This is a genomic window from Chlorogloeopsis fritschii PCC 6912 (assembly GCF_000317285.1).
Taxonomy (GTDB): Bacteria; Cyanobacteriota; Cyanobacteriia; order Cyanobacteriales; family Nostocaceae; genus Chlorogloeopsis; species Chlorogloeopsis fritschii.
In genome coordinates, this window is record NZ_AJLN01000063.1 from 109235 (window position 1) to 132707 (window position 23473).

Annotated in this window: 20 protein-coding genes and 1 pseudogene; 7 read left to right on the forward strand and 14 right to left on the reverse strand. The window is 41.5% G+C overall.

All coding sequences use genetic code 11. From position 1 onward, the window contains the following. The first annotated feature begins 212 nt into the window (after nucleotides 1–212). Nucleotides 213–1262 (forward strand): hemerythrin domain-containing protein, encoded by a 1050-nt coding sequence (locus UYC_RS0110845; RefSeq protein WP_016876907.1) that lies wholly within the window; start codon nucleotides 213–215, stop codon nucleotides 1260–1262. A gap of 176 nt (nucleotides 1263–1438) precedes the next feature. Here UYC_RS0110845 and UYC_RS0110850 read toward each other — a convergent pair whose 3' ends face one another. Continuing rightward, nucleotides 1439–2311 carry a shikimate dehydrogenase gene (locus tag UYC_RS0110850; protein WP_016876906.1) on the reverse strand — a complete coding sequence of 291 codons (873 nt, stop codon included), beginning with the start codon at nucleotides 2309–2311 and terminating at the stop codon, nucleotides 1439–1441. A gap of 151 nt (nucleotides 2312–2462) precedes the next feature. Between UYC_RS0110850 and UYC_RS0110855 the strand changes: the two genes are divergently transcribed. Further along, nucleotides 2463–3398 carry an alpha/beta fold hydrolase gene (locus tag UYC_RS0110855; RefSeq protein ID WP_016876905.1) on the forward strand — a complete coding sequence of 312 codons (936 nt, stop codon included), beginning with the start codon at nucleotides 2463–2465 and terminating at the stop codon, nucleotides 3396–3398. 72 nt (nucleotides 3399–3470) lie between these two features. Here the strand turns inward: UYC_RS0110855 and UYC_RS0110860 are convergent, their stop codons facing one another. From UYC_RS0110860 to UYC_RS0110870, 3 genes and pseudogenes are all read right to left on the reverse strand, one after another. Next, on the reverse strand, nucleotides 3471–4181 hold the full coding sequence (locus UYC_RS0110860) for a hypothetical protein (RefSeq protein ID WP_016876904.1): 711 nt from the start codon (nucleotides 4179–4181) through the stop codon (nucleotides 3471–3473). A gap of 681 nt (nucleotides 4182–4862) precedes the next feature. Beyond that, a pseudogene (locus tag UYC_RS0110865) lies at nucleotides 4863–5177 on the reverse strand (aldo/keto reductase); the annotation flags it as partial. A 182-nt stretch (nucleotides 5178–5359) separates the two neighbouring features. After that, nucleotides 5360–5908, reverse strand: a complete 549-nt coding sequence (locus UYC_RS0110870) for a L,D-transpeptidase (RefSeq protein WP_016876902.1) — start codon at nucleotides 5906–5908, stop codon at nucleotides 5360–5362. 790 nt (nucleotides 5909–6698) lie between these two features. Between UYC_RS0110870 and UYC_RS0110875 the strand changes: the two genes are divergently transcribed. Both UYC_RS0110875 and UYC_RS0110880 read left to right on the forward strand, forming a co-directional pair. After that, a complete protein-coding gene (locus UYC_RS0110875; protein WP_016876901.1) occupies nucleotides 6699–7298 on the forward strand; it encodes a DUF1802 family protein in 600 nt (199 codons plus the stop codon). Nucleotides 7299–7562: 264 nt separating this feature from the next. Further along, nucleotides 7563–7814 (forward strand): hypothetical protein, encoded by a 252-nt coding sequence (locus UYC_RS0110880; RefSeq protein WP_026087622.1) that lies wholly within the window; start codon nucleotides 7563–7565, stop codon nucleotides 7812–7814. Between the two features lie 227 nt (nucleotides 7815–8041). Here the strand turns inward: UYC_RS0110880 and ggt are convergent, their stop codons facing one another. The 6 genes from ggt to UYC_RS0110905 all read right to left on the reverse strand — a co-directional run bounded on the left by ggt (nucleotide 8042) and on the right by UYC_RS0110905 (nucleotide 16303). After that, entirely contained in the window at nucleotides 8042–9883 is a 1842-nt protein-coding gene (ggt, locus tag UYC_RS0110885; protein WP_016876899.1) for a gamma-glutamyltransferase, read from the reverse strand. A gap of 492 nt (nucleotides 9884–10375) precedes the next feature. After that, the gene (locus UYC_RS38885; protein WP_016876898.1) at nucleotides 10376–10546 is read right to left on the reverse strand and encodes an LOG family protein; all 171 of its coding nucleotides are present in this window, start codon (nucleotides 10544–10546) and stop codon (nucleotides 10376–10378) included. A gap of 15 nt (nucleotides 10547–10561) precedes the next feature. Continuing rightward, nucleotides 10562–10699, reverse strand: a complete 138-nt coding sequence (locus UYC_RS38890; protein ID WP_016876897.1) for a hypothetical protein — start codon at nucleotides 10697–10699, stop codon at nucleotides 10562–10564. A 79-nt stretch (nucleotides 10700–10778) separates the two neighbouring features. After that, nucleotides 10779–10919: a hypothetical protein gene (locus tag UYC_RS39440; protein ID WP_157171234.1), complete on the reverse strand. Its 141-nt coding sequence runs from the start codon at nucleotides 10917–10919 to the stop codon at nucleotides 10779–10781. 177 nt (nucleotides 10920–11096) lie between these two features. Further along, complete coding sequence (gene ileS, locus UYC_RS0110900; protein WP_026087621.1) at nucleotides 11097–13979, reverse strand: isoleucine--tRNA ligase; 2883 nt, start codon at nucleotides 13977–13979, stop codon at nucleotides 11097–11099. A gap of 560 nt (nucleotides 13980–14539) precedes the next feature. Next, nucleotides 14540–16303 (reverse strand): serine/threonine protein kinase, encoded by a 1764-nt coding sequence (locus UYC_RS0110905; protein ID WP_026087620.1) that lies wholly within the window; start codon nucleotides 16301–16303, stop codon nucleotides 14540–14542. On the opposite strand from UYC_RS0110905, the gene UYC_RS0110910 reads away from it, so the two are divergent. After that, nucleotides 16258–16536, forward strand: a complete 279-nt coding sequence (locus tag UYC_RS0110910) for a hypothetical protein (RefSeq protein WP_016876894.1) — start codon at nucleotides 16258–16260, stop codon at nucleotides 16534–16536. The genes UYC_RS0110905 and UYC_RS0110910 overlap by 46 nt on opposite strands. Nucleotides 16537–16857: 321 nt before the next feature. Here the strand turns inward: UYC_RS0110910 and UYC_RS0110915 are convergent, their stop codons facing one another. Continuing rightward, nucleotides 16858–17613 (reverse strand): Ycf66 family protein, encoded by a 756-nt coding sequence (locus tag UYC_RS0110915; protein WP_016876893.1) that lies wholly within the window; start codon nucleotides 17611–17613, stop codon nucleotides 16858–16860. Nucleotides 17614–17818: 205 nt separating this feature from the next. Between UYC_RS0110915 and gndA the strand changes: the two genes are divergently transcribed. Continuing rightward, nucleotides 17819–19249 carry an NADP-dependent phosphogluconate dehydrogenase gene (gndA, locus tag UYC_RS0110920; RefSeq protein ID WP_016876892.1) on the forward strand — a complete coding sequence of 477 codons (1431 nt, stop codon included), beginning with the start codon at nucleotides 17819–17821 and terminating at the stop codon, nucleotides 19247–19249. 163 nt (nucleotides 19250–19412) lie between these two features. On the opposite strand, the gene UYC_RS0110925 is transcribed toward gndA, so the two are convergent. The 3 genes from UYC_RS0110925 to UYC_RS0110935 all read right to left on the reverse strand — a co-directional run bounded on the left by UYC_RS0110925 (nucleotide 19413) and on the right by UYC_RS0110935 (nucleotide 21826). Then, nucleotides 19413–20324, reverse strand: a complete 912-nt coding sequence (locus UYC_RS0110925) for a branched-chain amino acid transaminase (protein WP_016876891.1) — start codon at nucleotides 20322–20324, stop codon at nucleotides 19413–19415. 114 nt (nucleotides 20325–20438) lie between these two features. Next, the gene (locus tag UYC_RS0110930) at nucleotides 20439–21188 is read right to left on the reverse strand and encodes a hypothetical protein (RefSeq protein WP_016876890.1); all 750 of its coding nucleotides are present in this window, start codon (nucleotides 21186–21188) and stop codon (nucleotides 20439–20441) included. 5 nt (nucleotides 21189–21193) lie between these two features. Then, nucleotides 21194–21826 carry a ParA family protein gene (locus UYC_RS0110935; RefSeq protein WP_016876889.1) on the reverse strand — a complete coding sequence of 211 codons (633 nt, stop codon included), beginning with the start codon at nucleotides 21824–21826 and terminating at the stop codon, nucleotides 21194–21196. A gap of 109 nt (nucleotides 21827–21935) precedes the next feature. Between UYC_RS0110935 and UYC_RS0110940 the strand changes: the two genes are divergently transcribed. Further along, nucleotides 21936–23345 (forward strand): cytochrome P450, encoded by a 1410-nt coding sequence (locus UYC_RS0110940; protein ID WP_016876888.1) that lies wholly within the window; start codon nucleotides 21936–21938, stop codon nucleotides 23343–23345. Nucleotides 23346–23473 lie beyond the last annotated feature (128 nt).

The following is a 23473-nucleotide window of genomic DNA, read 5'->3' on the forward strand; positions in this document are numbered from 1 at the left end:
GCTTTTTTTAGAACTTACGCAAAATACCTCTCTAACTTTTACTCCTCCGTGTTCTCTGTGACTCTGTGGTTTAATTCTTCCGTGACTCGTGCATAAGTCTTGTTTTGTGAAGCCGAAACATCTAACCAGGGTTAGGTGGTTGAAAACTCGATCGTTCTCAAAATTTAAGTATTCAAGCTTTTTGTCGCTTGAAACATATAGGAGAACTAAACGTGGTTACAACGCTAGACGATACAAAGCGGCTTGCGATCGCCGAAAGATTGGCAGACTTAAAAGAATTTCAAAATTTAATTATCTCAAACGATCAAAAACTCATTGATGCCTGCCCTTATCTAGATATTCGTGAACGTCTAGAGAATATGCTCTCCGATGACCGAAAAAACCTGGGCATTATAGATACTGTAATCGTTCAATACGGCATTCACGCTGAACCTAGTGCTGCAACCAATATATTTATTCAGCAGTTTGAGCAGATGATGTCAGGTAATGAGTTTACATTCTACCAAAAGCTCATTCACCATGAACTGCTCAAGCATGGTCAAGCCATGAGCGGAATCACAATCCACAAAGCCGCTCAGAAAGTAGGGGCAGACATAGAAGTAGCAATTATGCCTTTAAATACCGTCAACTTTGAAGGGCGCGCTCACCAAGAACAACTCAAGGGGATGCTCGAACAGGTAGGTGTTCGCGAAATGACTGGAGAAGATGCCGATCAGGGAATCTGGGCACGGGTGCAAGATGCGATCGCTACATTATCGGGTGCAGCGGGCAGTACGATCACCCAAAACACTGACAAAAAAGATATGAACATCCAGACCCTGATCCGGCTAGATCATACTAAGGTGAATACAATCTTCACCGAAATCGCAGCTACTAAAGATCCTCAAAAGCTCCAAGAGTATTTTGGGCAACTCTACAAAGATTTATTAGCACACGCTCAAGCTGAAGAAGAAGTCGTCTACCCAAAAATTCGCTTATTCTACGGCGATAAGAACACTCTGGAACTGTACAGCGAGCAAGCCCAGATGAAGCGGATGCTAGATGAAATTAAGTCTATTAACCCCGCTTCAGCTAACCTGTTCAGATCAAAAGTTAAACAGCTGATGGATGTGGTTGGAGATCACATTCGCCAAGAAGAATTCACCATGTTCCCGGCGATTGACAAAAATTTTAGCAATGCGCAAAAAGAGCAAATGGCTACTGAATTCAAAGCTGCCAAGAGTAAAATTCAGGAAGAAATGGCAGCCTCTAGGCGATGGTAATAACAGCAACCTTCTCGGCTTAGACAGTCTCCACAGCTAGAAGCCTTTCGTTACCGACATCTTGCAAATCTCTCGCTTCGTTGCTATGACGCCAGAGAATCAATTCTCTGGCTAATAACTAAAGTCTACTAGAAGTAGACTCGCTGAAATATTTCAGTCCTAAAAGTGGACTTAAGCTATAAACCCAGATGCTTTCGCAAAGTTTGACGCATCACATCCACAGGCACGGTTTCTCTTTGCAACCAAATTTTTAATGCTGCTGCACCTTGTTGAACGAGCATTTCCAGCCCATCGATCGTGATCGCACCCACTTGTTGCGCCTGTTGGAGAAATTTAGTTGGGTTGGGAGTATAAATCAAATCGTAGGCGATCGCTTCTGGTGGTAAGTCTGCCATTTCCTCTGCATTTAAAGGCGATTCCTCCACCTTGGGATACATACCAATAGGCGTTGTATTTACTAGCAAATTTGCTTGCGGAATCAAGTTTGGTAATTCATCCCAGCGATGAACTTCAAGATTCACTGCCAAGAGTGAATTTCCCCAACTATTGCGGAATTCTTTCAAACGCTGCACATTGCGCCCAACAACATGAATTTCCCTACAACCCAACTGAGTACAACCTGCTACCACAGCCCTTGCTGCACCCCCATTACCTAAAATGACTGCTACTTTTTGACTCCAATCTGGGTGATATGTTTGCAAGGGAGCGAGAAATCCTTCTACATCAGTGTTCGTACCCACCCATTTATTCTCTTTGCGAACAACTGTGTTTACTGCTCCTACAGCTTGGGCAATTGGTTCTATCGTTGACAAAAAAGGCAATATCGCCTGTTTATGAGGAATTGTCACGCTCAAGCCCACAACACCAACGGCAGCAAAGCCTTGAATTGCTGCTTGTAAATCCTCAGGTTTGATTGGAAAGGGAAGATAGACGTAATCTAGTTGCAACTGTTGTATCGCAGCATTGTGCATAGCTGGCGATAGCGAATGTTCGACTGGATGCCCAATCACTCCTAACAATTTTGTTTTTCCTGTAATCAATTGTTGCATTTCCTTAAGAATTTTAATTCCCTAAATACCAAGGAAACCAAGAGATGAGAAATTGGTCTTTGGCAATATTTGTAGGCTATAGGTTATCAGCCTACCAGCTGAGAATGTCAGATTACAATAATTAAAGGTTACTTAACATTTCTTTGGAATCATGCAGGCAACGACAGCCTCTACAACCCCAATTCCCGGTCAATATTGGCAGTGGCGAGGACATAACATCTATTACGTCAGAGCAGGAGAATCCCAGCCCCAACGTCCCCCCTTACTACTAGTGCATGGGTTCGGTGCTTCTTGTGACCACTGGCGCAAGAATATAATTGGACTTTGTAACGAATTTGAAGTTTGGGCTATAGACCTTTTGGGATTCGGACGTTCTGCCAAACCAAAACTAGAGTATAGCGGCAACTTGTGGCGTGATCAGCTCTATGACTTCATTACAGAAATGATTGGTCGAAAAACAGTACTAGCAGGAAATTCCCTTGGTGGCTATGCCAGCTTGTGTGTTGCAGCTCAACGTCCCGATGCAGTGGCAGGTTTAGTTTTACTCAACAGTGCAGGGCCATTTAGCGAAAACCAACCTTCAGCTGAACCAGAAGCATTACAAGCTCAAATTGAACCACCTCAACAACCAGATTCATTACAGAAACTACTAGGTGACGTTGTGAAGTGGATTTTTCAACAGCCTTTGTCTCAGTTCATTTTATTTCAATACGTGCGACAAAAGAAGGTAATTCGCCAAACCCTAAACAAAGTCTACCTCGACAAAAGCGCAATTACAGACCAATTAGTAGAAGAAATTTATCGTCCTGCTTGCGATCCAGGTGCTTTTGATGTCTTTTCTTCAGTCTTTAAAACTCTCCAAGGGGAAAAAGTTGATTTTTTATTGAAGCAATTAACTTGTCCGCTATTGTTGTTGTGGGGAGAAGCCGATCCTTGGATGAATGCCAGAGAACGTTCTCAAAAGTTTCGGCAATACTATCCTGAACTCACAGAACATTTTTTACGGGCGGGGCATTGTCCTCACGATGAAGTACCAGAACAGGTAAATCCCTTATTACGGGAGTGGGTTGTGTCTCTTCCTAGCTAAGGGCTAATGGTTAATGGCTAATGGTTAATGGCTAATCTTACAATTAACTATTAGCTATTAACAATAAAAACTTTATTGCAAAATCAATGATTTGATTTGTTGCTGAATTTCATCGCTAACTATCTCCGTGCCAATATCTGGTTGAGCAAGATTAACTTTGATAAAATTTGTCTCATCTTTATCTGTAAATTTTTTGTCATTATCAGAATCCTTAAGAATTTTGATCAAAAGGGCGTCAACGCTTTGTACGACAGCCCAATTCATGACTTGAGTATTATTTGGGGTAATTTGTTGGAGATTCTTTCCTGATAAATCAGAGAGATATCCAATTCTGGCATCTTGATAGTCTAGTTTTTTATCTCCGTTGGTATCACTGTCAATTATTTGATAGAACCAAAATTTAGGGGGTATTTTCCCTTGTTTTTGTGGCAATAATTCAAATCTAGTGACAATTGCTTTTTTATTTAATAACAGATGGGTTCTAGAATCTTTCTTAGAATAAAATATTATATTGATGTATTGATTTATTCCTGAATAAGAACGCGAATAACTATGGTAAGTTTCTTTATCTACATTTTTATCGGCTAAACCAACAGGAATCAATATATAGTCTACTTGTTCTTTAATAACTAAATCGCCATAGGTAAGATTTAGTCGTGGCTTTTGCTGGGCAGTTGCCTGTGTCTGTTCTAATTCTCTGATAATACTTTTCTGACAAGATAAAGACAGTGTAGATACAATAGTAAGTGCGGCTATTTTCAGGTAAAAACTATAATTTATCATTCAATTTTTCCAGCAGAATTTGCAGTTTTTCTATTGTATTTGCTGCTGGTTAATTGTCGAGTATTTCACTAAATTACAACATCATGTCTAAATGTTCACATCTTGCACCAGTTCCGACAGTCTGGAGGCGGCAGCCCACAAACTCTCATTAGTAGGTTGAACCTGGTAACGAGAACTGGAGCAATCTGGCTCTTTCAATCAAATAGTGCAAGATATCACAATGCAAAAACCTGGTCAGAGGTGACCAGGTTTTGCAAACTCGTTAGTGATCAAGTTGATGTAATTACGTACTTAATAAAAAGTAAACAACTAAGGTGGACATTGGTAACAGCAAACTCAGCATTTTCTCGTTTTTCCGCTTTGGGATTTGGCATCCCTTTATGGGGATATTTGCCACTTTAATGATTATCATGCCGTTCGTTTGCTTGGGCTATGACGGGAGACACCATGTCATCTGCCCGATTCAGTTTGGTTGTGCTTTCTTTGGTGTCCTACCTTTTAAATTATCACCTTGAAGATAAGTCGTAAGCATCTTTTAACTGAATTTTACGAGTCTTTAAACTTCTCAATAAATGGTTAGTATCAGTTAACGTAGTAATTAGTAGGGGCGGTTTGAAAGCATATCTTCTGTGTTTCATCTCAAAGATAATCAACAAAACCCGCCTCTACATATTCACCTAATTACCAATTCCACATTAACGAGTCGTCGTCTAAATAGTCGGTAAGGATACGCCCGATCGCATCAATTTCTGGTAGTTCAGTTTCTGAAAGCTCAATAACAGCAGCTTGTGCATTTTCTTTTGCTTGTTGAGGATAACGTGCGCTTGCGATCGCTTGAGTTTGCGGTTGGGCAATTAACCATGCTAGCGCTAACTGAGCAAGAGTACAGTTATGGCGCTCTGCAAATGGACACAATTTTTCTAAAGCTTGTTGGGCACGGGTAAAATTTTCACCCTGAAACAGCTTATTCTTAGCACGATTATCTTGAGAGTCAAAAATTATCAGTGGTAGTGCCTTCTTGATGTTAAGCAGTGGTAATGGGTACTGGGGATAGGGATTGGGAATTGGGAGAAAGAGGACACGGAGACACGGGAAATAAAGAGGGTGTAGGGGTGTAGGAGAAAAAACCTCTTTCATCTTTGGCGATGGAACTGGTTTGATCAGGGCTGCCTTCTAAGTTATTGCACTACTGTGACTGATGTTCCTAGACTGACTTGATGGAACAATTCCTGAATATCTTTGTTGTACATCCGAATGCAACCGTGTGAGGTGGCTTTACCTACTGATTCAGGATTAGGGGTGCCGTGAAAACCAATCCAAGTTTTACCATTTGTCCAAAATCCAATCCAGTATTTACCAAGAGGATTTTCAGGTTTTCCTCCCAGGATAGACTTACCTGTAAAAGGATTCATCCAAGCAGGATTTTTTGTCTTTGTCATGACTTGAAATTTACCAGTAGGAGTTTCCCAACCTGAGCGCCCTACTGCTACAGGATAAGTTTTTATTTTGGTGTTGCCTCGATATAGAATTAATTGACGACGGCTAAGACTAATTTTTAACTGCAGAGGCTGAGTATTGGAATTATCTGTAGATTTTACTTTAGTGTGAGAATATGAAGTGCTATGAGATGGTGCTTCTACTAAAATATTGAATAATGTACTGGCGCTTGCAACCACCACAAAACTAGCAAGTATTTTATATAAATTCGGATTATTGCTTATCCTCATTTTGAACTCCAAAATTAGAGCAAAAACTCCTCAACTGCACAGCAGTTGAGCGAAATGTAAAAAAAATATTGCAACACTTGTGAACTGGAATTAACTAAGCTAATGATGTGCTTCCAAGTTGCACATTCTCTGATTAAGACTGTCATTAGTTCTTTGTAATTACAAATGACTGATGACTAATGATGTGTTTTGGCTTATTACACTCAGAAGTGTTGGACTTGTTATGCAAATAGCGGTTACTAGATATGCAAATTTATTATTAATACTTAGCTCTGTTAACTGCTTTACTCGTCTGTCTCAAGGTGAGTGTAAAGTTAAACTTCAATGTGACTGTCAATACAGAATTAATTGTTACTTACCGATATTATTAGAAGTCCATTGCTTTCCCTTTCAAGTCAATTAAAAGTCTGTTTTTGTGACGGTAGACAGATTTTTGGCTCATCTGTATGCTTTAACACTATGCTTTTGGGAATACTTAAGACTAAACACCAATTCAATTAGATGAAGTGAGAAAGCTCGCTAGAGTAAGCCCAAAGCAATGTTTAGATAGGCATTAGTAAACTTTTTCACTTCCCTATGTCTTAGGGTACAGAAGTAGCTGTTACAAAATAAGAGGGAACGGAGTTGAGGAGTTTGGGAGGGGGGACTTTTACCGAGACTGTTTTGATGGTATGAGTCCCCAGATTTATCTGTGGAGTCCATCCAAAATCGAAAATCTGAAATTCATTACTGTAGATAGTCACATGATGTACTGCTGCTAGTATCAAATTAAAATTAGAGTTTATTGTTAATGCTGATGGAATTGACTAAAAATTTTCACGCACTCAAAGAATGGGCAGTTGCCGTTACTGCATTAGAAAATGGTCAAACAATTATGCTACTTCGCAAAGGTGGCATCCACGAACAAAACGGACGTTTCCAAGTTGCCCATAACCAAATTTTGCTCTACCCAACTTATGAGCATCAACAGCCTTTTCTGCTCAAACCTGAGTACGCCGAGCTTGTCTATCCTGTAACACCAGGTTGGCATCCGGAAACAATTCGTATTAGCAGTTGGGCGAAAATTAGCGATATTCTTCCCGTTGCTGATGAAGCTGTTGTCAATGCTTTACTCCCTTTCCACATCTGGAACGAGCATTTTATTAGCGATCGCCTGAAATGGAAACCACGTCAGCCATTGTATGTTCTACTGCTGCGGACTTATAAATTACCCCAAGCCCAAGAAATTTCTCATCGCAGCGAATACTGCGGCTGCAAGTCATGGATCGATTTAGCAGAACAAATTGATTTACAAGGCTCAGAACCAGTTTTATCCGACTTTAGCTACTCTCGGTTAGTTGCAGAAATTCGTGGAATTGTCGGCGACAAGTTTTATGCCCCGTGCGTTTAAAATCTATATAAAAATGATTAGCAAAAATTCGTATTGATTGATACATACATATTTCTTAACAAGAAATAACATAGGATGAACATAAGTTCTATTTCTCGATGTTGCCCTCTATGGAAGTTTACTGTTGTTTGCTAATACTCAAGAAAGAAGTATTTGAATTTACGCATCCATAGAATGAAGTTATAAATTATTTCACTAGAGTGATGTTAGACTTGACAAAAGTCTGCCATTATGCATTTAAAGTTGAACGCAAAGGAGTTTGCCATGCATCGAAGAATGTGCTGGTTGTCTGCATCTGGTGAAGAAGGGGATAAGATTTTGCATTTGCAGACTGCACCTCATCAACCCTGGCGTCCCTATACTGCTTTTCCCCAATATTCAGTACCAGATTACAAGATACCAGGTGGTTCTAGAGGTTGGGCAACTTACCAAAAATTGTTGAAAGCGGGTTGGACTTTAGTACCTACCGCGTTAGCCAATGAGTTTTCATCATCAGTTGCTCCAGTGGAGTTATGAGTTAGGAGTTAGTAGTTAGTAGGGGTAGATTTTACAAGATATTCTACTTTTTGACTTTACAGATACTACTTCTAAACCCACACGGGAGTCGCACTCGACGCGTTTAACCCGCAAGGGTATGCTGCCTTCCGTACAGCAATTAGTAGAAGTAGGTTTATTTTAGATGTATTTCGTTATCCCACACAAACGGCTGTTAAAATCTACCCGTACAGTAATTGTTGATTTTTTTAAAAGCCCCTGGGAGAACCTTCACCACGCGGATCGGCTGCTCCTTCTAGGATGCCTTGGGGTGTAACTACAATTGCGTTGATATTACCCCAAGGACTTGTTTCCTGCTGAATTTTGTGTCCGCGACGTTGTAATTCTGCCAAAGTAAGAGCATCCAAAGTAAATGGTTCTACTCGTAATTCATCGGGAAGCCACTGATGATGGATACGAGGAACAGAAACAGCTGCGCCAGCATCCATGTTGTATGCAAGTATGTGGAGGATGACTTGCAGTACTTGGGTAATAATGGTAGAACCGCCAGGCGCACCTAAAATCATGCGAAGGCGATTATTTTCTGTAACTATTGTTGGAGTCATGCTAGATAAGGGAGTTTTACGCGGCGCGATCGCATTTGCTTCATTACCTACCAAACCAAAAGCATTCGGAACGCCTGGTGCTGCAACAAAATCATCCATTTCATTGTTAAGCAAAATTCCAGTTCCTGGCGTGACTACACCAGATCCAAATCCCAAGTTAACAGTAAAAGTCAAGCTAACTGCATTGCGTTGTTCATCAATAATGTTAAGGTGACTTGTTTCGGTAGACTCCTCAAGAGGACACGGGGACAAGGAGACAAGGAGACGCGGGGAAACAAGAGGACACGGGGACACGGGAAGTTGGAGACGCGGGGAATTTATCATCAAGACTCTCCGCGTCTTCTTCATAGTGGCTGGCTTGACTTCACTTGCTGGTTTAGCCCTACTCATATCTATTTCTGCACGCCGGAGTTTGGCATATGCGGGACTAGTTAATTGTTGTACGGGAACTTTCACAAAATCGGGATCGCCCAATAGTTGTGAGCGATCGGCATAGGCTATTTTCATCGCCTCTACCATCAGGTGGATAGCATCGGGGTGATGCCATCCCCAGGACTTCAAATCGGTATCACCGATGATATTTAACATTTGTAAGAGATGAACGCCTCCCGATGAAGGAGGTGGCATCGAGCAGACTTTAGTTTGACGAAAATTTCCACATACGGGAATGCGCCAAATTGGTTTATATAACTTCAAGTCTTGCAGAGTAATTAAACCACCGTTTTTTGCCATATCGGCAGCAATGGCGCGGGCGATATTTCCGGTGTAGAAACTATTTGGGTGACGAGATATTTCTGTTAAAGTCCGTGCTAAATCACGCTGTACCAGCTTTTCTCCTGGTTGATACAACTCTCCACGACGAGTAAAAATTGCCCGCGCTGCTGGGTTAGCGAGAATTGCTTGCTTGCGATTTTCATATCCTGGCATAGAACGCCAAGTGACGTTGGAGCTGAGGATAAAACCATCTTTTGCCAGAGCGATCGCAGGTTTTACTAACTCAGCCCAAGGCAATTTACCATAGCGGCGGTGAACTTCGTATAGTCCTGCGACTGTCCCTGGTGTCGCTACTGCCAAATAACCGTTGATAGTTGCATTCGGACGTACTTTACCTTGAGCATCCAAATACATATTTCTGGTTGCTTTTAGAGGTGCGCGTTCACGGAAATCTAAAGCTTTGATTTCGCCCGTTTTGGCATCACGCAAAAGCAAAAAACCGCCGCCACCTATTCCTGCCGAAAAAGGTTCTACCACAGATATTGCAAAAGTCGTAGCCACCGCTGCATCAACTGCATTCCCACCCTTGCGTAACATTTGCAATCCTACATCACTAGCTAGAGGATGTGCCGAAACTACCATCGCCTTTTTCGTGCGCAGGGGTAAGGTAACAGTGGCAGATACAAGTTTTTGGCTGCCCAACAGTAATCCCCAAAAGCAAAGATAAAAAATAAATACTGAAAATTTTTTGTAACGGTAGAGGCTACGCATTTTATGTTTCTTTGTTCTGAATCGGCTGGTAGTTTACTTGCTTGAAGTCTTGGCTCTAAGCTTAACGCTGATCTCGATCAATCCATCTAAACCTCCGGGGTACTCCCGCCACACCCGCAAGGGTTGGCGGCGAGGGGGATAGGAGGACAATTGATAGGGTTCAATGCCCTGTCAATTGTCAAACTTAACTGAATCTTCATAACGAAAAACCTTTGTAGGGTAAGCATTTGAGGTAAAATATAGATATCTCAGAGTGGCAGTAATTTGCACTCTTGTTAATCTGAACCTAGACAACTAATATGGGGTTGTAATCAGAAGTACAGATTAAAATCTGTCGGGTTGATTACGTAAAATTAGTTACCTGTGGTTGTACAAAACTTTGGTTTCTTGTACAAAACACGGTGTGGACGCATCGTGTCTGACTGTGGAGGATACTGGAATACCAGTCCTGTGAATCAGTAAGCCTAGATCGTGAGGTCTGGGATGCTCCCGCTACATTGCAAGCAATGTAGCGGTGAGAGTCGTCACCAAGCCAACGTTTCCTCCAGCATAAACGAGGGTAATCTCACGCTTTGCCATTTCAATACCTAGTTTTTGTGCTGCCTCAAGATAGCTGCTGCGAGCGCCAAAGTTTGAGCCACAATAGACGCAAATACTTTTCATTGCTCTTTTTCCTCACTATTGAGTACTTGCTGCACTTGACGACAGCAGATACGCCTTTAGCTGTGCCTCAATTCCTTTAAACTGTTCCCAAGAAACACCAGATAGAGTTACTAGTTTTTCTTCTGTGGACTGGTTTACAAGCGGGATGCTCATAATAACACTTCCTTACAGCCATTTTCAGATGAATAAACCACACGATACTGTAAGGGCGGGTTTTGTTTCAATCTCTAGCTCAAACCGAAAGGATATCTGCTAAACCCGCCCCTACAAAAAATTGTGGTTCCAATAAATTAAATTTGGGCGTTGCTGAATCGCGGTATGAATTTGATGTGTAGAGACGCGATATATCGCGTCTGGGCAGGGGTTTTGGCATTACGAAAAATTATTTTCATAGCCTAAATCAGCAACGCCTAAATTTGCCTTAAAAACCAAGGTAGCGATCGCATTTTTTATGTGTTAGCGACAGTGTAAGACACTCCTAACTATGCAAGGTGCGTTAGGCTCAAGCCGTAACGCACCCTACTGGCTATTCACTGATAACTGTTAACTGTTAAAACTCTCCCGCTAATGCTGCAACACAACGTTCGCAAATTAAGGGATGTTCTTTGTTCTCTCCCACATGGGTAGAGTAGTTCCAGCAGCGATCGCATTTTTGCCCCTCTGCTTCCACCACACCAATTCCCCATGCATCTGTCTGCAAGTTATATTTCAATCCTTGCAATTTTTCTGGTGTATCCAACATCTCTGCTTGGGAAGTAATAAACAGATAACGGAGTTGATCTACACCATTATTGCTCGTAGTATCTAGTGATTTCACAGAGGCTCTTAACTGCTCATTAGCTATGTACAGCAAGACTTTTGCTTCTAGGGAAGAACCAATCATTTTTTCTACCCTTGCTTGTTCTAATACCCTGTTCACATCAGTACGGATTTCTCGTAACTGTTGCCAGAAGGTTGCTAATTCTGGATTCTGCCACTTGGAATCTAACTGCACCCAACCCGCTTCAAACACCGATTTGTAAGGTGTTTTGTAGGGCAGATATTGCCAGATATCTTCTGCCATGTGACACAACACAGGTGCGATCGCTTTTGCTAAATTCTCCAAGGCAATCCACAAAACTGTCTGACAACTGCGACGGCGCAAAGCATTGGACGCACTGATGTACAGCCTATCCTTAGCAACATCTAAATAGAAGTTGGATAAATCTACAACACAGAAGTTCTGCACCGTTTGGAAAAAGCGGGAGAATTGGAAGCTATCGAAGGCTTCAGTTACTTCCTGAAAAACTTCCGTAATCCGGTGCAACATATATTTGTCGAGTTCTGGTAATTCCTCGAAAGGCACTGCATCTTTTTCGGGATCGAAATCGTGCAAATTACCCAACAAAAACCGCGCCGTATTGCGAATTTTGTTCCTGATATCTGTCAGTTGCCTGAGGATGTTTTTACCCAAGGGTACATCCGAGGTGTAATCTACCGAAGAAACCCACAAACGCAACACGTCTGCACCATAAGCAGGTTCTTCTTTTTGGTTCTTTCCACCTTGAAGCACGATTTTGGGATCGACTACATTCCCCAAGGATTTACTTTGCTTGCGTCCTTGTTCATCTAGAGTAAAGCCATGAGTCAAAACTGTTTTGTAAGGTGCAAAACCGTTAACTGCTACGCTGGTGAGCAAACTCGACTGGAACCAACCGCGATGCTGATCCGAACCTTCTAAGTAAATATCTGCTGGGTAGCGTAATTCTGGACGCTGTTTGATTACAGCTGCCCAAGATGAGCCAGAATCAAACCACACGTCCATTGTATCTGTGCCTTTCCGGTAGGTACGGCCGTTATTGCGGTATTTTTCTGGCAATAATTCCGCAACCGAAAGTTGCCACCAAGCATCAGAACCTTTTTCGGCAACGATCGCTTGCACGTGAGCAATAGTTTCCTCATTCAGTAGTGGTTCTTTGGTTTCTTCGTCGTAGAACACCGGAATGGGCACACCCCAACTGCGCTGACGAGATATACACCAATCAGAGCGATCGGCAACCATCGGCGTGATCCGATTTTCACCTTGGGCGGGAATCCATCTCACCGAGGCGATCGCTTTGAGGGCTTCTTCCCGAAATCCCTCCACAGAAGCAAACCACTGTTCGGTAGCACGGAAAATCGTTGGTTTCTTCGTCCGCCAGTCGTAAGGGTATTTGTGGACGTAGGGTTCCTCCTTCAACAAAGAACCTGCCGCTCTCAAGGCATCAATTACCGCTTGGTTTCCATCACCAAGCACATTCAACCCGGCAAACTGTCCTGCTTCTTCAGTAAAATTACCATTGTCATCAACAGGAGCCAAGATTGGCAAACCGTAACGCTGACCGACAATGTAATCTTCTTGACCGTGACCAGGTGCAGTGTGTACTAATCCTGTACCTGATTCCGTTGTCACATAATCGCCGCCAATCACGATTGGGCTTGAGCGATCGTACAGAGGATGCAAGTAATTAGAGTGTTCTAATTCTTTCCCTTTAACTGTGGTTTTTACGGTTAGTTCAACTTCTAAAGTAGAAGATAAACGTTCCACCAAATCCGCAGCCACAATCAGATATTTGAAATTACTCTGCGCATCTGCGTCTTTGCGTGAGACTTCCACAACTACATAGTTGAGTTGTGGATTGAGTGCCACCGCCAAATTTCCGGGAATTGTCCAAGGCGTTGTCGTCCAGATCGCTACACCCAACTCTGGTAGATATTGTTCTAGGGCAGGCTTCACCGCTTCGGAAAGGCTGGTGATGGGGAAAGCCGCGTAGATACTGCGAGAAGTGTGCCCTTCCGGATATTCTAACTCCGCTTCTGCCAGAGCAGTTTTAGAACTAGGACTCCAGTGAACAGGCTTCAAACCACGATAGATGTAACCTTTTAACACCATCTGTCCGAAAACACCGATTTGTGCTGCTTCGTATTCTGGTGCCAGCGTCAAATAAGGATGATCCCAATCACCCCAAACACCGTAGCTTTTGAAACTTTCCCGTTGCTCATCTACTGCATTGAGAGCAAATTCTTTAGCTTTTTGCCGTAGTTGCAAAGGCGTCAAGTTTTGCCGTTCCGCAGACTTCATGTTCTGCAAAACTTTCAGTTCAATAGGCAAGCCGTGACAATCCCAACCAGGCACATAGCGAACCTTGCGCCCCCGTAGTAGTTGGTAGCGGTTAATAATATCTTTGAGAATTTTATTTAAAGCATGACCAAGATGCAGAGAGCCATTAGCGTAGGGCGGCCCATCATGCAGTATAAATAATTCGCCTGGGTTATTCTCAGACAGGCGATCGTATATTTTATTTTCTTCCCAAAACTTCTGAATTTGCGGTTCGCGCTTGCTCGCGTTTGCCCGCATATCAAAATTAGTCTTGGGTAGATTTACTGTATCTTTGTAGCTTCCTGTTTCTGTCACAGCTTCATGCCTAAGATTTTTAGTTGTCCAGGTTCTATCAATTATAAAAGATGGCATGAAGACCAATCTTAGCTATTTTAGTCCCCCGAAATTGTAGTCGCTCAGAAAAATCATGTCTTTGCTGCGTGTCTGTTTTGAAAATAGGGGCTAGGGATTAGGGGCTAGAGGCTAGAGAAAAGAGATTTTCATTTCCTCGTTGAAAGAACTTAACCATACTTTCACAAGAGCGATCGCCTTGACAGTAACGTCATTTATAAAACATTAGCTCTCTAAGTATTCACTTTGTAATTAGTTAAACAGCGCCTTCCGTTTAAGAGTACTGAATAATTAAAGTAAAAATTAGTGCGCTTCCAACCTATAGGGTGGGTATTGCTCATCAATATCTCAAATGTTTCCCAAATGGGCTTGACAGGCAATGCTTATCTTACAGAAAACCTAGATTAGCAATACATAGCCCGCGCAGGTGGGCTTTGCTCGTGTAGCCCTAGACTTCTAGTCTGAGGGCACAATTATACTGGGTTCCATAAATCCATCTGTCACAATCATTTTTTAAATTGGTATTATTTCCCTTTTCTCTTAATTCTTTTGTGATGCGTTTTTAGCTTCATTCTCATCCTGTTATCGAATTTATGATTTCGATTTTTACCAGATATTTTTTGTTTAGCTAATGTTTTCCTTTGCTTTGGTAAATTAATATTTAATCTCGGTAGTTTTTGTTTAACTAATATTTTTCTTGGTTTTGTTAAATCAATATTCAACTTTGGTGCTTTTTGTTTAATTAATATTGTCCTTGGTTTTGGCAAACTGATATTTATTTCTGGTATTTTTTTATCTTGAAAGATACGTTCTATAGATTTACTGTAACTGAAGCTTTTCTTGATGCCCTGACCAATTCTAAGTCTGATAAGACTTCTTTTTTCCACTTTGGTATTAAGAGTATTATTCCTTTTGGTGAGCGTGTTTAACCTTTTTTGTTTTGCTCTAAAACTTATCGGCTGCTCTTTTTGTTTTTTAGAATAAGTTTTTGGTTGGCTACTCTTAATATTGGCTTGAGATTTTTTTGGTTTTTCTTTGGTAACTATTGTTTTTATCTGTCTGACTTTTGTTGTATTTTTAGGATTTGAAATTGGATATAGTCTGATATTTCTAGTTTTCTCTTTATATTGTTTAGTAGCTTTAGGTATTGATGCGGGAGTTGAAATAGGAGTAATACCAGCATCTGATGTAGTTGTAGAAACCGATTTTTTGACACTATTGAGGTTGACAATCAATGCTGAAGCAGCTAACAATCCTACTCCCGAACCAATGAGAACTTTCCATAATCGTTTAGTTCTCAAATTTGGATGCGAAATAGCTGTAGTCGCCAAAGGTAAAGCTAATTTTTGAAATTTTTGGATGAGTGTGTTTGACGATCGCCTATTTGACTGACTTAAATCTTGCTCAACCTTCTGCAAGCATTGCAAAATTACCTGCGGATTCTGAGGGCGCTGACTGGCGGTAGGAGCCATTAAGTAGTCTATTAAATCTGCAAAAAGTGGCGAAATATGCAATGCATGATCGCGCCAATTTAACTTGTTATTTAAAGGATCGTAGATAGCTGCATCTTGAGGTTCTTTGCCTGTCAGCAGAAAAACAAAAGTACGTCCTAAAGCAAAAAAGTCAGATTGTTGTACTGAATAACCGTTTTGTTGCTCTGGCGGAGAATACCCCTTGGATACAATTCTGGTATGGCAAACTCCAGCTAATATGGTTGTAGTAACTTGCCTCACTGCCCCAAAATCAATTAAAACAAGCTGTCCGTTGGGTCGGAGCATGATATTTTGAGGCTTAATATCTCTATGAAAATACTGTTGGAAATGTATTAGAGATAAAATTTCAACCAGTTGTTTAAGCCAATCGAGAGCTTGAGTTTGAGAGATTGGTTGATGGTGGCGTGATTGCATCCATTTTTCTAAATCAACCCCTTCAATTTTTTCCATTACCAGACAGTGTAACGGCGCAGAGCTACCTTTGGGGAGAACTGTAAAATAATCATCAGAATCTACTTTTGGAATCCCAGGGTGTTGCAGGTGGCTTAAAACCTTTGCTTCCTGCTGAAAAAGCTCAATGGCTTTTGAGTTATTGTCTGTCAGAACTTTTAAAACTTTGGGCGTGCCGCGATCGTCTACTACCCAAGTGTTACCAAAACCTCCTTTTCCTAGCCTTTCTACTACCCAATAACGGTTTTGCAATAGTATTTCCGAGCCACAGTGACAACACTTAGAAGTGTTTGCATTAGATGGATCGAGAGGATTTGGACAGTGGGGATTTATACAATAGCGCATTATCAAAACACTATTTGCTGATTTTGCCAGTCGTCATCGCCAATGCGATCGCTCACAATTTTTATTCTACCTGCATCAATTTTATATTATGCGTATTTTTACTGTGGGAACACCTCGCGGCAATCCCCTCCATCAGCGCCAGCAAGTTTGTAGGATGGGCACTGGCTAACTTTCCTCAAACCCTTATTTTTAGATTGTGGGCAGTGCCCACCTTACGGTTATGTAATCCTTAAATACCGAGTATGCGAGTTTCACAGCAATACTTCCAAGTATCTTTTTTTCGGTAGACTAACAAGTAAGTCACTTACACCTAATTGTTGCGATTATGGAATCAATAATCGTGGTAGCCCTTCTCATTGGTTTCGTGCTGTTGTTTCTGCCACGTCCAAAGTCATCATCGAAACCAAAAAGCTGTAACTGCCCACTGTATGATACGTGCCAGCATAAACAATCGATTGAGAAAATTATGACTGGCAATGGGGGAAATACTCGTGACTCAAATAACTAAACACGCAGATCCCCGACTTTTCTAAAAAGTCGGGGATCTAAATAGACTAAGTTGCCCGATCGCTAGGTGGTATTTGTTCGGGAGGAACTTCTGCTGGTGGAGCTAGTTCAGCATCGGGAGCAATTTCTTCAAGCGGAATTTGTTCTAAATTTTCTACAACTTCCTGCGCCTCGGCAGCAGCTTCTTGCGCAGCCTCTACCAATTCGGGAGATGGGGGATGGGGTGGAATTGCTTCGGGTACAGTCTCGGTTTTGGCTTCTGTTTGTGTAGGTGCGATCGCTTCTGCTGATTGTTCTGTCGTCGAAGTGCGATTGTCAACAACCTCAACAGCAGGTTTTTCTGTGGTTGGGGCGATCGCTTCTTTAATTGTCGTTTCAGGTGCCTTTTTAGCTGTAGTCTTTTGGAATCGACCTTGCAAACCAGAAATAACGCCGCTCAAACTATTTTGTACTTGGCCGAGTCGTTCCTGCAAAGACGATAATTTACTCACCTGCTCTTCAATAGTTGTCTGTACTTCCTGGGTAGTGGGTACTGGAGTTTGTTGTACCTTAGGCGTCAACTGGCGGCGTAGTGAAAGCGTTTGCCAACCAAACCAAACCAAAAGTGCAACACTAGCCGCGTGTCCTAATAAAAGCCATCCTGATAAGCGTGGTGCAAACACCCATAACATTAAGGCGTAAAACAACCCTACACCGCTCCAGATAAAATCATTTTTGCGATGTATTTCTGGAAAAAAGAAAGCAGCCATGTAAATCGCAATACTACCAAAACCAACTACCAGCGCCAGGATATATGCCAGCATTTTCTGGTTACTCCTTTTACATAATCACTAACTAATTTTGCAAATTTTGCAAGACAATTGTTGATTTCAATACAAATTAAAATTTATTATCTGTGTCGGACGTGCATTTATAGTCTGTGAATTAACTCTTAATGTCTTCTTTAGGGGAGAAGCGAAAATCTCGGACTACCCTAAAGATAACTGGAAGAGTTAGCCAAAATCATTTATGACACTACAAAGCTTCGGTGTGATTGGCTTGGCCGTGATGGGAGAAAATATCGCTCTGAACGTAGAGCGTAACGGCTTCCCAATCGCAGTTTATAATCGCTCCCGCGACAAAACCGATAAATTTATGGCGGAGCGTGCCGAGGGTAGGAACGTTAAAGCTGCTTATACCCTGGAAGATTTTGTCGCCTCTCTAGAACGTCCAAGAAGAATCCTGATCATGGTGCAAGCTGGTAAGCCAGTAGATGCAGTGATCGCTCAACTTAGACCCTTGCTTGATGAAGGCGATATCATTATCGACGGTGGAAACTCTTGGTTTGAGGATACCGATCGCCGCACCCAAGAATTAGAACCTGCTGGTTTTCGTTTTATTGGTATGGGCGTCAGTGGCGGTGAAGAAGGAGCACTAAACGGCCCATCCTTGATGCCTGGAGGAACAGAAAGCTCTTACCAGTATCTGTCGCCAATTTTCAATAAAATTGCCGCTCAAGTCGATGATGGCCCTTGTGTAACCTATATTGGCCCTGGTGGTTCCGGTCACTATGTAAAAATGGTACACAACGGCATTGAGTACGGCGATATGCAACTAATTGCCGAAGCCTACGATTTGCTGAAAAACGCCGCTGGACTCGATCACAAGCAACTACACGAAGTTTTTGCTGAGTGGAACACCACCGACGAACTCAATTCATTTTTGATTGAGATTACTGCCAATATCTTCCCCTACATTGACCCAGACACAAGTTTACCTTTGGTTGAGTTAATTGTAGACTCAGCAGGACAAAAGGGAACCGGACGCTGGACAGTACAGACTGCGTTGGAATTGGGAGTTTCGATCCCCACAATCACCGCAGCAGTAAATGCCCGAATTATTTCTTCTTACAAACAAGAACGGGTAGCAGCATCCAAGGTACTGACAGGCCCTAGCGGCAAGTATAGCGGCTCAACCAAGGACTTTATCAATATGGTGCGTGATGCCCTATATTGCTCTAAAATCTGTTCTTATGCTCAAGGCATGGCACTTCTGTCTAAAGCTTCACAAACCTATAACTGGAATTTGAAGCTAGGTGAATTGGCACGGATTTGGAAGGGCGGTTGTATTATTCGTGCTGGATTCTTGAACAAAATCAAGAAAGCTTTCAATGAAGATCCAGCCCTGCCTAACCTTTTATTAGCTCCCGAATTTAAGCAAACAATTCTCGACAGACAAACAGCTTGGCGCGAAGTGTTGGCAACCGCAGCAAAATTGGGAATTCCCGTGCCAGCATTTAGTGCATCTTTAGATTACTTTGATAGCTATCGCCGCGATCGCTTGCCTCAAAATCTCACCCAAGCACAACGCGATTACTTTGGAGCACATACCTACGAACGGCTCGACAAACCAGGAACTTTCCACACCGAGTGGGTACCTGTGACTGAAAAATCAAAGTAAATTTTCATATCACTTCCGATTAGGAAGTTGAGAAAGTGATTCTGAGTTTTCAGAATCACTTTCTTTTTTAAAGTTTAGTAAGTAAGTCAACACAAATAAACTAAAAACATAGCTCCCCAACTTCTTAGAGAAGTCGGGAAGCTTACATAATATTAATCGATAATTATATAGAAATCGGAAATACCCAATCGCGGTAATTAGGTTCTCGATTTTCTGTAATTGCTATGAGTTTTTCTCTAAGTTTTTCAGTAATAGGTCTATGTTCTGGTAAATAATAATTTTCAATTCTTTTCACAGGAACAACTTTAGCTGCTGTACCACTGAGAAAAACTTCATCCGCAATCAAAAGTTCAGATTTATCCACAGCTCTTTCTTGAATGGGGATACCTAAATCTTGAGCAATTGTTAAAACACTATCTCTAGTAATTCCTTCGAGAATATCGTGTTCAAATCCAGGAGTAATTATTTTTCCATTCCTGACAATAAAAATATTCATACCAGAGGCTTCGCTGACTTTCCCCTGAGAATTCATTAAAATTGCTTCATCAAAACCAGACTCAACAGCTTCTGTTTTAGCAAGAGAAGAAGTAATATAAGCTCCACTAATTTTCCCTCGGAGCGGAAAACTAACATCCTCTTGTCTACACCACGAGCTGATACGGCAACTGACTCCTTCTGGAGATAAATAATCGCCTAATTCTAATCCATAAATAGCAAAACTTTTCTCAATATTGTGTAGTCTGGGGGCAATACCCAAATCAGAAGTAAATATAAACGGTCTAATATAGAAAGAAGTATTGGGCTGATTTTTTTTAACAAAGTCAACTATAATTTCTTGGATTTTCTCTGGTGGCAAGTTGTAATGCAAGAACTTAGCACTTTGACTTAATCTTTGACAGTGACGATCTAATCTAAACAGCAAAATTTGTGTAGAATCTTGTGGATCTGGAATACCGCGCAATCCACCAAAAGCACCAGTTCCATAGTGCAAAGCATGGGTAGCAATAGAAAGCGTTGCTTCTGCGAAAGGAACAAATTTGTTTTGAAAGTAAGCGTATGGCAGAAAATTGTACATGAGAATATTGACAGGTGATTTTTTGGCTATGTTGAGGATTTTGTAATTTTAGTTAGTCAATCAAGAAATTTTAGATTTGAGATTAGCTAAATCAAAAATCTAAAATTACAATGATTAATCAAGTAACCACATTTGAGAAGAGTTATCAGTAGATTCTTCAGGTTGTTTGAGTGGTAACTTTTCTATATGACGATAGGATTTTCTGTAGGTGAGTGGTGCAATGCTTTCTTTTTCCTTTTTCTTCTTAGTCTGATTTTCTTTTTCTTGTTTCAAATTGTTAAGTTCTTCTGTCAGCTTAGAGTTTGCTTCTGCAAGTTGCAAAGCTGCTTGTTTGGCTTCGTAAAGCTCTTTGGAGAAACGCTCTGTTAATGTTGTTTTTTCAGATAAGGCTGATTGTAATTCACTAATTTGCTGTTGTAGCGATTCTTCTTTCTGGCGTGCTTTTTCCTGTGATTTTTCTAAAGCAGCTTTTTCAGATAAAGCTGATTGTAATTCACTAATTTGCTGTTGTAACGATTCTTCTTTATGACGTGCTTTTTCCTGTGATTTTTCTAAAGCAGCTTTTTCAGATAAGGCTGATTGTAATTCACTAATTTGCTGTTGTAGTGATTCTTCTTTATGACGTGCCTGTTCCCGTACTTTTTCTAAATCTGCTTGCAGTTTTTTAACAGTAGCTTCTACATCTACTTGATTTGAAGATGACACCTTATCTTCTTTTTGGGTAGAAGATGCTTCTGTTGTTGAAGTACTTTCTTCCTTAATTTCTTGGGCAGTAACATCAATCACGATTTCGCCTTCTGTTGAGGGAATATTTTGTGCTTTTTCTTGTAGCACGTCGGATACAGATGGACGTTTCCTGGGCATGATCTCTATTTCCTCCAATCACGTTGTAATTCATCAGCTACGCGGCGATAGTCTGATTGTGCCTCCCGTGCATTTTTTCCTCGCCATTGAGTAATTGCCACACCTTCTAACACTGCTCTTTCGTGAGCTTTATAAGCACGAATAAAGGCATTACAAGCGGGAATCCCTAGTTGCATGAGCGTATTTTGTGCTTCCAGTGCTTCCCCCAAACTCCGCGTATCTACTTTAGTAAGAAGCACCCTGTGAGGAATTCCCGCAGGGGTTACTGCTTCTTTTACAGTGTCGATTAATACAGCTAAATCCATTGGTGCTGGCGGTGTGGGCAACACTAAATAGTCTGCGATCGCTACTACTGCCGCCAATGCTTGAGAGTGTAACGCTGGAGGCGTATCGACCACCACTAAACTGTATCCTTCTATCTTACGCAAATCAGCTAAAAGTTTGGGATCTGTGATTTGAGATAAGTCAAATCCCATCGCTTTTGGATTGCGCCCAAACCACCAATTAGCAGAACCTTGAACATCTGCATCTACCAGAAGTACCTTTTTTTCTTCTGCAAAAATAGCAGCCAGATTAACTGCGGTAGTTGTTTTTCCAACTCCACCTTTGCCGTTGAGGATAGCGATAATTCTTGGCACAGATTCTTTCCGACGCTGACTTCACCGAATATACCGCGTTATGTGACACGAAGAGTATAGGAAATCGTCACAATAGAATAATTCAGAAGCGCTAAAAACATAAGCGACTATGACAGCAATTAATAGCTTTCCTGATGGCCCCAGTATGCCAATTTTTCTGCGGCGGGTAAAATTTTTTCTGCAGCCTTTGCGATACGTCGAAGATTTTGCCAAAGCCTATGGAGATGCTTTCACTCTTTGGGGGCCTAGTAAAGAGAACGCTCTTGTCCACTTCAGCCATCCTCAAGCACTAGAGCAGATTTTTACCGCAGATCCGAGTCATTTTGAGGTTGGTAGAGGAAACCGAATTTTACGATTTTTGGTTGGTGATTATTCTTTGATTTTACTGGATGGAGAGCGTCACCAGCGTCAACGTCAATTATTAGCACCTCCTTTTCATGGCGATGTTTCACGACAAGCCCCTTCGGGTTTACGTATGCGTGCTTATGGTGAAACAATCTGTAAAATAGCCCAACAAGTAAGTCATGAATGGCAGATTGGTAAACCCTTCAATATTCGTGCTTCAATGCAAGAAATTACTCTCCGCGTGATTTTACGGGTAGTATTTGGCTTAGATGAGGGACAGCGTTTAGAAGAACTGCGAAAATTAATTACTTCTTTGCTGGAGTTAATTGGTTCTCCCTTAATGTCCGCTAGCTTCTTTTTCAGTTTTCTACAAACAGATTTCGGTGCTTGGAGTCTGTGGGGACGAATGCAAAAGTTAAGGCAACAAATTGATGAATTAATTTATGCTTTAATTCGAGAACGTCGGGCAGAATCTGGACAAAATCGCCAAGATATCCTCAATTTATTGATGTCTGCCCGTGATGAAAGCGGAAAACCAATGTCAGACGAAGAATTACGCGATGAATTAATGACTTTGCTCACAGCAGGACATGAAACCACTGCTTCCGCATTGACTTGGGCATTTTACTGGGTTGCCTATTTACCAGAGGTACGAGAAAAATTGCTAACGGAACTAGACACACTAGACGATCCACAAGATCCGAGTGCGATCGCTAAATTGCCCTACCTCACAGCGGTTTGCCAAGAAACTCTACGCATCTACCCAATTATCATGAGTGCTTTCTTTAGGGTGGTTAAATCCCCCATCGAAATTATGGGTTACAAACTGCCAGCAGGAACGGCAATTGCTCCCAATATTTACTTAGCCCACCATCGCGAACAAGTATACCCACAGCCTCAAAAATTTAAACCAGAACGGTTTTTAGAACGGCAATTTTCCCCTTATGAATTTTTACCCTTTGGTGGCGGAAATCGTCGTTGTATAGGGATGGCATTTGCTATGTATGAAATGAAACTTGTATTAGCGACTATTTTGTCTAGCTTTCAAGTGTCTCTAGTTCACAAACGCTCTGTGCGCCCAGTACGACGTGGTTTGACTTTAGCTGCACCAGCAGGAATGCAGATGGTGGCAACACCTTTGGCAAAGCGTGTAAGCAAGGCAGCACTTGTTTAAGCAATTAGGGTGGACGCTATCCACCCTTGTATATTAAAAGATATTTGGTTAAATAACCCTTGCTGAACAACGTATACCTAATTGATTAAAAAAACTTCTTTGATTATATAGAATTATCGCTTCATCAT

Bases quoted from the DNA above. Each gene is read 5' to 3' on its own strand.
- UYC_RS0110850 (WP_016876906.1), bottom strand. From the start codon at position 2,311: ATGCAACAATTGATTACAGGAAAAACAAAATTGTTAGGAGTGATTGGG.
- UYC_RS0110855 (WP_016876905.1), top strand. From the start codon at position 2,463: ATGCAGGCAACGACAGCCTCTACAACCCCAATTCCCGGTCAATATTGG.
- UYC_RS0110860 (WP_016876904.1), bottom strand. From the start codon at position 4,181: ATGATAAATTATAGTTTTTACCTGAAAATAGCCGCACTTACTATTGTA.
- UYC_RS0110870 (WP_016876902.1), bottom strand. From the start codon at position 5,908: ATGAGGATAAGCAATAATCCGAATTTATATAAAATACTTGCTAGTTTT.
- UYC_RS0110875 (WP_016876901.1), top strand. From the start codon at position 6,699: ATGCTGATGGAATTGACTAAAAATTTTCACGCACTCAAAGAATGGGCA.
- UYC_RS0110880 (WP_026087622.1), top strand. From the start codon at position 7,563: ATGCATCGAAGAATGTGCTGGTTGTCTGCATCTGGTGAAGAAGGGGAT.
- ggt (WP_016876899.1), bottom strand. From the start codon at position 9,883: ATGCGTAGCCTCTACCGTTACAAAAAATTTTCAGTATTTATTTTTTAT.
- UYC_RS38885 (WP_016876898.1), bottom strand. From the start codon at position 10,546: ATGAAAAGTATTTGCGTCTATTGTGGCTCAAACTTTGGCGCTCGCAGC.
- UYC_RS38890 (WP_016876897.1), bottom strand. From the start codon at position 10,699: ATGAGCATCCCGCTTGTAAACCAGTCCACAGAAGAAAAACTAGTAACT.
- UYC_RS39440 (WP_157171234.1), bottom strand. From the start codon at position 10,919: ATGCCAAAACCCCTGCCCAGACGCGATATATCGCGTCTCTACACATCA.
- UYC_RS0110910 (WP_016876894.1), top strand. From the start codon at position 16,258: ATGGATCGAGAGGATTTGGACAGTGGGGATTTATACAATAGCGCATTA.
- UYC_RS0110905 (WP_026087620.1), bottom strand. From the start codon at position 16,303: ATGCGCTATTGTATAAATCCCCACTGTCCAAATCCTCTCGATCCATCT.
- UYC_RS0110915 (WP_016876893.1), bottom strand. From the start codon at position 17,613: ATGCTGGCATATATCCTGGCGCTGGTAGTTGGTTTTGGTAGTATTGCG.
- gndA (WP_016876892.1), top strand. From the start codon at position 17,819: ATGACACTACAAAGCTTCGGTGTGATTGGCTTGGCCGTGATGGGAGAA.
- UYC_RS0110925 (WP_016876891.1), bottom strand. From the start codon at position 20,324: ATGTACAATTTTCTGCCATACGCTTACTTTCAAAACAAATTTGTTCCT.
- UYC_RS0110930 (WP_016876890.1), bottom strand. From the start codon at position 21,188: ATGCCCAGGAAACGTCCATCTGTATCCGACGTGCTACAAGAAAAAGCA.
- UYC_RS0110940 (WP_016876888.1), top strand. From the start codon at position 21,936: ATGACAGCAATTAATAGCTTTCCTGATGGCCCCAGTATGCCAATTTTT.